The organism is Mammaliicoccus sp. RAM2 (genome assembly GCF_045897195.1).
Classification (GTDB): domain Bacteria; phylum Bacillota; class Bacilli; order Staphylococcales; family Staphylococcaceae; genus Mammaliicoccus; species Mammaliicoccus sciuri.
This window is the reverse complement of the sequence record NZ_JBJNWI010000005.1, coordinates 76,430-89,000: the sequence shown is the minus strand read 5'-3', so window position 1 is coordinate 89,000 and position 12,571 is coordinate 76,430. Positions and strand designations below refer to the sequence as shown.

The 12,571-nt window shown below is 32.4% G+C and carries 12 protein-coding genes; 10 read left to right on the top strand and 2 right to left on the bottom strand.

All coding sequences use genetic code 11. From position 1 onward, the window contains the following. The first annotated feature begins 76 nt into the window (after nt 1-76). The 3 genes from ACJTHF_RS08700 to ACJTHF_RS08690 are packed head-to-tail and all read left to right on the top strand — an operon-like array spanning nt 77 to nt 1,763. Nucleotides 77-280: a DUF1272 domain-containing protein gene (locus ACJTHF_RS08700; protein WP_037589002.1), complete on the top strand. Its 204-nt coding sequence runs from the start codon at nt 77-79 to the stop codon at nt 278-280. A gap of 19 nt (nt 281-299) precedes the next feature. After that, the gene (locus tag ACJTHF_RS08695) at nt 300-740 is read left to right on the top strand and encodes a GNAT family N-acetyltransferase (RefSeq protein WP_058591136.1); all 441 of its coding nucleotides are present in this window, start codon (nt 300-302) and stop codon (nt 738-740) included. Between the two features lie 18 nt (nt 741-758). After that, on the top strand, nt 759-1,763 hold the full coding sequence (locus ACJTHF_RS08690; protein ID WP_058591135.1) for a zinc-binding alcohol dehydrogenase family protein: 1,005 nt from the start codon (nt 759-761) through the stop codon (nt 1,761-1,763). 202 nt (nt 1,764-1,965) lie between these two features. On the opposite strand, the gene ACJTHF_RS08685 is transcribed toward ACJTHF_RS08690, so the two are convergent. Both ACJTHF_RS08685 and ACJTHF_RS08680 read right to left on the bottom strand, forming a co-directional pair. Beyond that, entirely contained in the window at nt 1,966-3,402 is a 1,437-nt protein-coding gene (locus ACJTHF_RS08685) for a YhgE/Pip domain-containing protein (RefSeq protein WP_058591219.1), read from the bottom strand. After that, the gene (locus ACJTHF_RS08680) at nt 3,395-3,853 is read right to left on the bottom strand and encodes a MarR family winged helix-turn-helix transcriptional regulator (RefSeq protein ID WP_048541036.1); all 459 of its coding nucleotides are present in this window, start codon (nt 3,851-3,853) and stop codon (nt 3,395-3,397) included. Before ACJTHF_RS08680 ends, ACJTHF_RS08685 begins: the two co-directional genes overlap by 8 nt. Before the next feature lie 249 nt (nt 3,854-4,102). Here ACJTHF_RS08680 and ACJTHF_RS08675 point away from each other — a divergent pair, with 249 nt between their 5' ends. From ACJTHF_RS08675 to dhaK, 7 genes are all read left to right on the top strand, one after another. Continuing rightward, nucleotides 4,103-5,203 carry an ABC transporter ATP-binding protein gene (locus ACJTHF_RS08675; protein ID WP_048541034.1) on the top strand — a complete coding sequence of 367 codons (1,101 nt, stop codon included), beginning with the start codon at nt 4,103-4,105 and terminating at the stop codon, nt 5,201-5,203. A gap of 41 nt (nt 5,204-5,244) precedes the next feature. Beyond that, nucleotides 5,245-6,498: an extracellular solute-binding protein gene (locus tag ACJTHF_RS08670; protein ID WP_232157249.1), complete on the top strand. Its 1,254-nt coding sequence runs from the start codon at nt 5,245-5,247 to the stop codon at nt 6,496-6,498. A gap of 8 nt (nt 6,499-6,506) precedes the next feature. Continuing rightward, nucleotides 6,507-7,775 (top strand): sugar ABC transporter permease, encoded by a 1,269-nt coding sequence (locus ACJTHF_RS08665; RefSeq protein WP_232157248.1) that lies wholly within the window; start codon nt 6,507-6,509, stop codon nt 7,773-7,775. Beyond that, nucleotides 7,775-8,617, top strand: coding sequence for a sugar ABC transporter permease (locus ACJTHF_RS08660; protein ID WP_025906438.1), 843 nt, complete (start codon nt 7,775-7,777; stop codon nt 8,615-8,617). Before ACJTHF_RS08665 ends, ACJTHF_RS08660 begins: the two co-directional genes overlap by 1 nt. Nucleotides 8,618-8,632: 15 nt before the next feature. Beyond that, complete coding sequence (locus ACJTHF_RS08655; protein WP_058591132.1) at nt 8,633-9,637, top strand: LacI family DNA-binding transcriptional regulator; 1,005 nt, start codon at nt 8,633-8,635, stop codon at nt 9,635-9,637. A 14-nt stretch (nt 9,638-9,651) separates the two neighbouring features. Continuing rightward, nucleotides 9,652-11,307, top strand: coding sequence for a glycoside hydrolase family 13 protein (locus tag ACJTHF_RS08650; RefSeq protein ID WP_107609240.1), 1,656 nt, complete (start codon nt 9,652-9,654; stop codon nt 11,305-11,307). Nucleotides 11,308-11,599: 292 nt separating this feature from the next. Beyond that, a complete protein-coding gene (gene dhaK / locus ACJTHF_RS08645; protein WP_232157246.1) occupies nt 11,600-12,565 on the top strand; it encodes a dihydroxyacetone kinase subunit DhaK in 966 nt (321 codons plus the stop codon). Nucleotides 12,566-12,571: the final 6 nt, after the last annotated feature.

The following is a 12,571-nucleotide window of genomic DNA, read 5'->3' as shown; positions in this document are numbered from 1 at the left end:
TTAAAATTCATTTTATGTACTTAAAAGTGATATGATAATTATGTATATACTAACATATTTTTATGGAGTGATAGAAATGGCTTTAGAGATGAAACCGAATTGTGAAAAATGTGGTTATGAATTTCATAAGAAAAGTAATGCTTTTATATGTGTTCAAGAAACAACATACTGCAGAGAATGCGCTGAAAATTTATATTATGTATGTCCAGAATGTAATGGTGAACTTGTCGTTCGTCCAAAAGCAAAAGCTGATACTAAAACTGTAATGGGAGACCGTTAATGATAAATGAGGTGATGGATTGAATATTCGAAGATTACAACTCAATGAGATAGAGGAAGTTGTTTCTGTATTTGATGACTATCGTGTTCATTTTGGTCAACAATCAGATATAAAGACGACGTATGAATTTATATATAGAAATATTTCTCGTGAAGAAGCTGTTATATTTATAGCTGAAGCGAATGAGCAAGTGATAGGATTTGTACAACTATACAAAATGTTGTCATCAATGAAAATGTCAAACCTACTTATTATTAATGATTTATTTTTAACAGCAGATGCGAGAGGTCAACGAATAGGTGAGCAATTAATGAATCAAGCATTTACTTATGGGAAAGAAAATGGATATGAGACAATATATTTAGAAACCGAAAAATCAAATATAGTTGGTAATCGTTTATATCAAAAATTAGGCATGCAAATCGATGATGAACATAACTATTATCATAAACATTTATAAACAAGAGGTGACTTTTAGATGAAAGCAATTGGTTTTAGTAACAGTTTTGATTTGAAAGTATCAAACGAATTTGAAGAAAGAGATATACCAGTTCCAGAAGCTAAAGAAAGAAATATTTTAGTGAAAGTGAAAGCTGCGAGTATAAATCCTATAGATACGAAATCAAGAAATACATCTGATGGGGTATTTAAAATATTAGGTTATGATGCAGTAGGTGTCGTTGAAGCGGTCGGAGAAGAAGTAGAATTATTTCATGTAGGTGATGAAGTCTATTATTCCGGCACAAATACGAAACAAGGATCGAATGCAGAGTATCAATTAGTAGATGAACGACTTGTGGGCATTAAACCAGAACACTTATCTTACGTTGAATCAGCAGCTTTACCTTTAACTGCACTAACGTCATTTGAAGCATTATTAGAAGGACTAAATATTTCATCTAACCCTGAAGACAATAAAGATAAGAAATTACTGATTATTAATGGTGCAGGTGGCGTAGGTTCTGTAGCTACTCAAATTGCGAAACATTTGGGGCTAACAGTTATCACGACTGCATCACGTAAAGAAACAAGAAGATGGTCAGAGAAAATGGGTGCTGATATAGTACTCAATCATAAACACCATTTACCAGATGAATTAAGAGCCCATAAAATTAATCAAGTAGATTATATCTTTAATACGCATAGTAGTGATGCTTACTTTAATGTAATGGCAGAAATGATAAAGCCAAGAGGAAAAATCGTAGCACTTGTTAATTTTATGGATAAAGTAGATTTAAATTTATTAAAAGATAAAAGTGTGACATTCTCATTTGAGTTTATGTTCACTAGACCAAAATACGAAACAGACGACATGATCGCACATCATGAATATTTGAGAAAGTTAACATACTTATTAGATAGAGGTACGATTAAAACAACTGTAAACAAGACATTAAAAGGATTAAGCGTAGAAACAATTACAGAAGCACATCGTTTAATAGAAGAAGGAAAAAGTATTGGTAAAATAGTAATAGAATATTAACAGTACTAATAGATATTTCGTTACGAACACTTCTGGTCAAACTTGTTTATAACGAGGGTGTTACAAACACTTTCGTCCAAACTAGTTCATAACGGGTGTGTTAATTACAAAAGTCGCAACAACAGTAACTAACGGTGCCGTCACTACTTATCATAAACTACAAAAAAGCACAACCTCACGCGAGGTTATGCTTTTCTATATCTTAATAGTCGTTTTCGTTTGCGATACGTCTTAGGTGAGGATATTTAGAACGTATAACATATACAAGTAATGTTAGTGCGGCGAATACGATTGCGATAAGTCCAATTATGAGCATTGATTGTCCATAAGTTACACCACTTGTGAAGTTAAAGATATTCTCTCTTAATGCTTTGATAACATAACTCATTGGAGAGAATGGGTGTAAGTCTTGGAAGAACTTACCTGATAATTGTATTGGGAATGTACCTTCACTTGATCCTAATTGTAAGATCAATAGTATAATCGCTAAGAATTTACCGATATTACCTAATACAATTGTTAGGAATGTCACAATCATATATGCTGCGATACTCCATAAGATGAGTGTTAAAGTGAAGTATCCTGGATTTGCAATATCAATTTCAAATCCGTATAAACAAAGGACTGCTAGTGCTAATGCTGATCCTAAAGCTTGCATCATAAATATCGCAAACTTACTTAACCACCATTTGAATCCTGTAGAATCACCAATTCGTTTATCAATAGGGTAAACTGCTGAGAATGCAACTGCACCTACATATAAACTTAATGATAGGATATATGGCGCAAAGCTTTGACCATAGTTATTAACTTCTGTTAAATCATCCTCGTTTGATACGACTGGATTATTGATTGCTTTAACATTTTTGTCTTCAAAGTATTTATCATCTGATTGTTTAATAGCTTTATCAATATTTGCTTTTAATTTATCGTTATTAGCTTGTAAATCATTTAAACCTTGAGATACTTTCATACTGCCTTGTAAAAGTTGTTGTCCTTCTGCGCCAGCCATTGGAGCAAGTTGTTCTAATCCAGACTCAACTTGTTTATTACCATCAATGAGTTGAGATTCTGCATCTGACATTTGTCCAAGTGCTTTAGAAGTATCTTTATAACCATCTGTTAATTTATTCATACCTTTAAATGATTCTGAAATATATTTCTCACGAACAGATTCACTTAAGTTATCTTCAACAGCTGTAATAGCTTTAGATGCGATTTGTGAACCAGTGTAACTATAACCAGGGTTCGTTTTGACATTTAAGTCGATTTTTTTAGGATTTTTGTCTAACATAGAACCTGCATTTTTAGTCGTTTCAGCTGGTATAGAAATGACAGCATATGATTCACCATGTTCTAAATGTTTGTCAGCAGTTTTTTGAGAAACAAATTCCCATTTAAATTTATCATTGTCTTTTAATTTATCTACTACGTCTTTACCGATGTCTGCCTTTTCACCATTGATTTTTCCACCGTTATCGCTATTCACTACAGATATCTTTAATGAATCCGTCTTTCCGTATGGATCCCATAATGAACCTACAAATACTGAACTATAAATAAGTGGAATAAGCATAATTGCTATAAGTGATACGAGTAGAAACTTATGTGTCCATAAATTTTTTATATCATCAAACATGATTAACATTGTCCTTTCCTGTTATAAGTTTATTAGCTTTCTCTAATTGTTTAACAAACGTTATAATCTCATCGTTTGAAAAGTGAGAAGACAGTTTACGATTAAATGTTTCGTAAATAACATCTTCAGTACGCTTTACAAGTTCGAAACCTTTATCCGTTAGCATAACAGATTTCTCTCTCTTATCTTCGCCTTGCTGAATTGCAATGAGGTCTTGGTTCTTCAATTTATTAATTCTGTTTGATATAGCAGTTTTAAAGACACCTTGTTTAGCAGCAATAAAACTGTATGTACATCTAGGGAAATCTTTAATAATTTTTAAAGTTTGATATTGTTCTTTAGAAACTACTTCATCTAATCCAGAGTTATTTAAAATCTTTGCAACTTCACTGTGTATATTAATGATGGATTCTTGGAATAGGTTAAAAGCTTTTTTTAATTCTTCTTCCATAATTAGTACACCTCCTGTACTTAATACAAAGAGTATAGTACACCCTATGTACTATAATTGCAAGAAGTTTAACTCAAAAAAGATACAATCGTTTGCATGTAAAGGCTTTCTTTTGAAAATAAATGACTCATATTGCTGGAAATCAACTATGCAATCGTTTGCATAAAATTGTTGACTTTTTAACTTTTTACACATATGATAAATCTATATTAAAATTTGAAAGCGATTACAATTATGGAGGGTTTATCTATGGCTGAAATGAAATTAGAGAATATAAAGAAGACTTACGACAAAGGTAATACTGTAGTACATGATTTTAACTTACATATTAAAGATAAAGAGTTTATTGTTTTCGTTGGTCCATCAGGGTGTGGAAAGTCTACAACTTTGAGAATGATCGCAGGATTAGAAGACATTACATCAGGAAATTTTTCAATTGATGATCGAAGAATGAATGATGTCGCACCGAAAGATAGAGATATCGCAATGGTCTTTCAAAATTATGCATTATACCCACATATGACAGTCTATGATAATATGGCGTTTGGTCTTAAACTACGAAAAATGAATAAAAAAGAAATAGATAAAAGGGTTCAATACGCAGCTGAAATTCTTGGATTAAAGGAATATTTACCAAGAAAACCTAAAGCTTTATCAGGTGGTCAAAGACAAAGGGTTGCATTAGGTCGAGCGATTGTAAGAGATGCGAAAGTATTCTTAATGGATGAACCTTTATCTAATTTAGACGCGAAATTAAGAGTTCAAATGAGAACGGAAATATTAAAGTTGCATGAACGATTACAAACTACAACGATTTATGTCACACATGACCAAACAGAAGCTTTAACAATGGCGACACGTATTGTTGTCTTAAAAGATGGCGATATTATGCAAATAGGTACACCTCGTGAAGTATATGACGCACCTGAGAATGAGTTTGTTGCACAATTTATTGGCTCACCTGCAATGAATATCTTTGACGCAAAGGTTAATAAAGACGAGTTAGTGATTGGCAATCAAGTGATTAAATTAAATGAAAGTAAAGCACGCATGTTAAATCATAACGGCTATGATGGCAAGACGATACGATTCGGTATTCGACCAGAAGACATTCATGATGAACCTGTATTTATCAAGGCTAATAAAGATGTAACCTTCAAAACTAAAGTACTTGTTAGTGAGTTATTAGGTTCTGAAATTATGATCCACGGATTATTTAACGATGAAGAAATATGTGCCAAGTTAGATGCTAGAACAGTGATTCATCCAAATGATGAAATTGAGCTCGCTTTAGATTTAAATAAATGTCACTTCTTTGATAAGGAAACTGGAGAAAAAATAAAAAATTAATTTATTGAGTGAATCAACAATTAATGAAAGAAGGGGATTAGATGAAACATTTAATAAAAATTTGCTCAATATTACTCGTGACATTATTGCTTGCAAGTTGTGGTCCTAATCGAACACAAGAAGATATTGATAAAGCACTTAACGATGATGAAAAAACAGCCAAACCTAAGTCACTTACGATGTGGGTAGATGGCGATAGACAAATGTCTTTTTACAAGAAAGTAACGGAAGATTATACAAAAAAGACAGGTATTAAAGTCATTCTAAAAAATACAGCTCAAGATGATCAAGTAGATAACTTATCGCTTGATGGTCCTTCAGGTAATGGACCTGACTTATTCTTTCAACCGCATGACCGTGCAGGTGATGCATATTTACAAGGATTAGCGGCAGAAATTGATTTTACAGATGAAGAATTGAAAGGTTATTCCAAAGAAGCTTTACAAGCTTTAAATTATGAAGGTAAACAGTTAGCATTACCCGTTATCGTAGAATCAACGGCTGTTGTCTATAACAAGAAACTCGTTAAGAAACCACCAAAGACGATGGATGATGTTGAAAGAATCGCAAAAGATGTAACGGATAAAGATAAAAAGCAATATGGATTTATGTTTGATGCAAAGAACTTCTACTTTAATTATCCATTTTTATTCTCACAAGGCGGATACATATTTAAAGAAGAAAAAGATGGATTTAATACAAATGATGTTGCAGTAAATGATCCATCTGTCGTGAAAAATGGAGAGAGATTACAATCTTGGTATGACAAAGGATATATTACGAAGTCAGCTAATCAAGATGTAATTGTTGGGCTGTTTAAAGAAGGCAAAGTAGGCATGTTTGTTACAGGACCTTGGCAAACGAATGAGTTTAAAGAAGCACTTGGCGATGATTTCGGAACAGCAACTTTCCCAACTGATAATGGTAAAGAAATGAAACCATTTTTAGGGGTAAGAGGTTGGTTTATATCCGAATATAGTGAAGAGAAATACTGGGCTAAAAACTTAATGCTGTATTTAACAAATAAAGATAATATGCAGAAATATACAGATGAAATGCAAGAAATTACAGGTCGTACAGACGTTTCTTCTAAAAATAAATTATTAAAGCCATATGAAGAACAAGCTCAAAATGCTATTCCAATGCCAAATATTCCAGAGATGAGTCAAGTATGGGATCCGATGGGAAATGCAGCAGTATTTATGTCCAACGGTAAAGACCCTAAAGAAGCACTTGATGAAGCGAAAAACGGTATTGATGAACAAGTAGAAATTATGAATGCATCTAAAAAATAAAAGAAGGTGTGAAAATGAGAAATCCAAAATTAGCAGCCGTGCTATCGATTATTCCAGGTATTGGCCAATTCTATAATAAAAGATATATAAAAGGTAGTATATTTATCGTATTTTTTATTAGTTTTATTTCAGTATTTTATCAATTTATGAATATTGGATTCTGGGGATTATTCACTTTAGGTACAGTGCCTAAATTAGATGATTCAAGGGTTCTATTAGCACAAGGTATCATTTCGTTATTATTAATTGCATTTGCGATCACTTTATATATCGTGAATATCATAGATGCTTATCGTAATGCAGATCAATATAATAAAGGATTTGAAATTAAAGATCGTAAAGGTCGAATGACGGCGACATGGGATAAGACTTTCCCATATTTATTAATATCACCGGGTATCTTTTTATTAATATTTGTTGTCGTATTTCCACTTTTATTCATGTGTTTTTTAGCTTTTACAAACTACAATTTATATAATGCACCACCTAGACATTTATTAGAATGGGTAGGATTTGATAACTTTAAATCATTAGTTACGGTACCTATTTGGAAGACAACATTCTTTAACGTATTAACTTGGACGATTGTTTGGACTTTAGTAGCGACTACTTTACAAATCGCGTTAGCGTTATTACTCGCTATTATTGTTAATCATCCACTTATTAGATTTAAAAAGCTAATTAGAACAGTATTAATCTTACCTTGGGCAGTGCCATCGTTTGTGACAATATTAATCTTTGCTGCCATTTTTAATGATGATTTTGGTTCGATTAATAATGATATCTTACAACCATTATTTGGTATTGCACCAGCATGGTTAAATGATCCGTTCTGGGCAAAGGTTGCTTTAATATTAATTCAAGTATGGCTTGGATTCCCATTCGTATTTGCTTTATTCACAGGTGTTCTACAAAGTATTTCATCAGACTGGTATGAAGCGGCAGATATGGACGGCGCATCAAGTTGGCAAAAATTTAGAAATATTACGTTTCCACATATTTTATTTGCGACTGCACCATTATTAATTATGCAATACGCAGGAAACTTTAATAACTTTAATTTAATTTACTTATTTAATAAAGGTGGTCCACCTGTTTCTGGTCAGAATGCAGGTAGTACAGATATCTTAATTTCATGGGTTTATCGATTAACATTTGATATGCAAAATTATAATATGGCTGCAACGATTTCATTAATTATTGGCGTGTTTATTGCCATTATTGCATTCTTACAATTTAGAAAGACGAGTACTTTTAAAGATGAGGGGGATATTTAATGAATAAGAAGAATAAAAATATATTAAGAGCGATTATCATGTATGGCATTTTGATTATTATGTTTATTATCATTATTTATCCATTACTGTGGACTTTAGGATTATCACTCAACTCAGGTTCTAATCTTTATGGTTCTTCGATGATTCCGAAAGATGCATCTTTGAAAAATTATATTTATTTACTAACTGATCCATCAAGTGACTACCTCACTTGGTATAAGAATACTTTAATCGTGGCGACGGCTAATGCATTATTCTCAGTGATCTTTGTTGGTTTAACGTCATACGCATTTTCTAGATATCGTTTTGTCGGTAGAAAATACGGACTGATTGCATTTTTAATTTTACAAATGTTCCCTGTATTGATGGCAATGGTAGCAATTTATATCTTATTAAATACAATAGGCTTATTAGATTCACTATTTGGTCTTACTTTAATTTATATAGGTGGTTCCATTCCGATGAATGCATTCTTAGTAAAAGGATATTTCGATACAATCCCTAAAGAATTAGATGAATCTGCTAAAATAGATGGTGCAGGACATATGAGAATATTTTTCACAATTATGTTACCGTTAGCTAAACCGATTCTAGCAGTTGTTGCACTATTTAATTTTATGGGACCGTTTATGGACTTTATTCTGCCAAGAATATTATTAAGAAGTCCTGAAAAATACACACTAGCAGTCGGATTATTTAATTTTATAAATGATAAATTCGGAAACAACTTTACAGTATTTGCTGCTGGGGCAATGATGATTGCAATACCAATTTCTATCGTATTCTTATTATTACAAAGATACTTAGTGACTGGTTTAACGGCAGGTGCTACAAAAGGATAATAAAGGAGTGATCTCGTGGTTACAATAAAAGATGTTGCGAAAGAAGCAAATGTTGCACCATCAACAGTATCAAGAGTGATTAGTGGACATAAAAGTATAAGTGATAAGACATCAAAGAAAGTTAAAGCTGTGATGAAGCAATTGGGCTACCAACCTAATATTGCCGCGAGAACACTTGTAACACAAAAATCTAAAACGATTGGTTTAATTTTAAAATCAGCTTCTAAAGAAATGACGCAAAATCCATTCTTTACAGATGTTCTTATGGGGATATCAATTGCTTGTAAACAAAGAGAATATTCTACGATTATGACAACATCAGTTGAACAAGCTGACTTATTAGTTGAAGTTGAAAATCTCATTAAATCTAAATCAATAGATGGCTTTATTATGCTTTATTCAAAAGAAAATGATCCTGTTACACAACTACTCAAAAAATATCAATTTCCGTTTGTTGTTGTAGGTAAACAACTAGGTGAAAGAGAAATTATTCATATCGACAATGATAATGTCGAAGCAAGCCAAATGATAACTGAATTTATGATTCAAAAAGGGCATGAACATATAGCTTTTATAGCTGAACCAGATTCATATGCTGTTGCATTGGATAGGGTAGAAGGCTTTAAGAAAGCTTGCGATAAACATGGTATTAATCAATATGAAATTTATCATGCAAATCCTAATAGAGATGAAATATTAGCAATCATTAAAGAAATGAAAGAAACTGCGGCTTGCCCTACAGCGATTATTACATCAGATAGCATGATCAATATTAATTTATTAAGCGCATTATATGAACTTAATATAAGAGTGCCAGATGAAGTGATGACAGCAACATTTAATGATTCATTTATTAATACTTTTGCTTCACCACCTCAAACGGTTGTAAATATTTATCCTGAACATTTAGGTGAGGAAGCAGGTATAGCATTAATTAAACTGATTGAGAATCCTAATATTTTAAGAAAAAATACGATTATTCCAACAGATATAATAGAGAGAAAATCAACGATAAAATAAGAGGTGACTAAATGATGGAGGAACGAATTTGGTGGAAAGAAGCGGTATGTTATCAAGTTTATCCTAGAAGTTTTAATGATTCTAACAATGATGGTATTGGTGATATAAATGGTATTAGAGAAAAGTTAGATTATTTGAAAGATCTAGGTATAGATGTGATTTGGGTTTCACCAATATTTAAATCACCTAATGATGATAATGGCTATGATATTAGTGATTATCAAGACATTATGGATGAGTTTGGTACGATGGAGGACTTTGAATTACTTTTAAAAGAGACACACGATAAAGGTATGAAACTCATATTGGATTTAGTCATCAATCATACATCAGATGAACATCCATGGTTTATCGAGTCTAAATCGAGTAAAGACAATCCTAAAAGAGATTGGTATATATGGCAAGAAGGAAAAGACGGTAAAGAACCTAATAACTGGGGCAGTATATTCAACGGTTCAGCTTGGGAAAGAACTGAAGAAACAGATGAGTATTACTTGCACATTTTCAGTAAAAAACAACCAGATTTAAATTGGGAGAATGAAGCGGTCCGTTCGGAATTATATAATATGATTAACTGGTGGTTTGATAAAGGTATCGATGGTTTCCGAGTAGATGCGATTACACATATTCAAAAATCATTTGAAGATGGCGACATACCAGTAGAACCTGGTGATGAACAGTATAAAGCAGCATTTGAACGTTATACGAATAGACCAGGTATATTAAATCATTTACGTGAATTGAGAGATGAAACATTCAATAAATATGACATTATGACGGTAGGTGAAGCAAATGGTGTCAGTCCTGATGATGCGAATGATTGGGTAGGCTTTGATAATGGTATATTTAATATGATTTTTCAGTTCGAACATTTAGGATTATGGAATACAGAAGATAGTGGATTTGATGTTATACAATATAAAAATATCATGTCTAAATGGCAAGACCAACTTGAAGGTGTAGGCTGGAATGCACTATTTATCGAAAATCATGATCAACCAAGACTCGTTTCAACTTGGGGAGATGATGAGCATTATTGGTATGAAAGTGCAACAAGTCATGCGACAAATTATTTCTTACAAAAAGGCACACCATTTATTTACCAAGGACAAGAAATAGGGATGACGAACTATCCGTTTGAATCATTAGAAGATTTTAATGATGTTTCTGTTAAAAATGAAATTAAATTGAAAGAACAAAATGGAGAAGATACATCATCTTTATTAAATAACTTGAGTAAAGTAAATAGAGATAATTCTCGATCAATGATGCAGTGGGATAATCGTGCGTATGCAGGATTTTCCACAACAGAACCATGGTTCCACGTAAATCCAAATTACAAAACAATCAACGTAGCAGGTCAGTTAGAAGATGAGCATTCTGTATTAAATTATTATAAGCGTTTGATTCAATTGAAAAAAGATTACGACGTGTTTAATTACGGTAAATACGAACTAGTCGATAAAGATCATAAACAAATCTATAGTTATAAGCGCATATTAGATAACGAAGAAGTTATTATTATGTGTAACTTAACAAGCGAAAAAGCTACTATCACATATCCACTTAATCTAGAAAGAAGTAAGTTATTATTGCACAACTATATAACGATAGAAAATACCAACGCATTAGAACCATTTGAAACAAGAGTATATCGAATAGAAGAATAATGAGTTGAAATCCGAGACAAAACCTGTTGTCTCGGATTTTTTATTTGTGTGTTGGAATGTATCAACCATAATTCAGAATAATGGTAATAAGATGGGTACTCTCTTAGGGATATTTCTCAGAATTCTGTCTCTAAGCGCCATGTTAGGGACATTTTTCGGAATTCTGTCCGTATGCCCCATATCCACTCATTCTTAAATTAATATTTCTTATTAACTCATATTGTTAACGCTTACGTATCTAAACGTTTTATAATGGAATAGAAAACATAGAATTTAGGCGGGAGGTCATTTTATGAAGAAATTAATGAATGAAAAAACAAACTTTGTAGCGGATATGCTTAAGGGAATCGAAGTAATGGATAACTCAGTTGAAATTATTAGCGGCAATGTTGTCGTTCGTAAAAATGTTAAAAAGAGTGGTGTTGCTTTAGTTTCTGGTGGTGGTTCTGGTCATGAACCTGCACATGCTGGATATGTTGCTGAAGGTATGTTAGATGCAGCTGTATGTGGTGAAGTCTTTACTTCTCCAACACCAGATAAAATTCTCGAAGCGATTAAACATGTCGCGACTGATGAAGGTGTCTTATTAATCATTAAGAACTATGCCGGAGATGTTATGAACTTTGAAATGGCACAAGAGATGGCAGAAATGGAAGGTATTTCTTGCCAATCCGTTATCGTACGTGATGATATTTCTATTGAAAATGAACAAGATAGAAGAGGTGTAGCGGGTACAGTTCTTGTACATAAGTATGCCGGCTATCTATCTGATAATGGATATAATTTAGCAGCTATTAAAGAAAAAGTAGAATCATTTATTGAAAATATTAGAACAATTGGAATGGCCATTTATCCTTGTTTAGTACCAACAACTGGTCAATACGGATTTGATTTAGATGATAATAAAATGGAGATTGGTATTGGTATTCATGGTGAACGTGGTATTTATCAAGAAAATATTGAAACAATCGATAAAATCATTAATCGTTTAATGCATGAACTTGAAAAGGAAGTTTCTGATAAATCATTAATCGTTATGATTAATGGTATGGGTGCGACACCAGATTCTGAACTTGCAATCATCGCGCATTATTTTAATGAATATGCAGAGCAAAATGAATTAGAGGTTAAAAAATATTTTGTTGGTAATTATATGACTGCACTCGATATGCAAGGATTTTCTATTACATTAGTGCCTTATCAACAAGAAGTTGAAAAAGCATTTAACGCACCGACAGAAAGTAAATATTTTAAATAGGAGGCA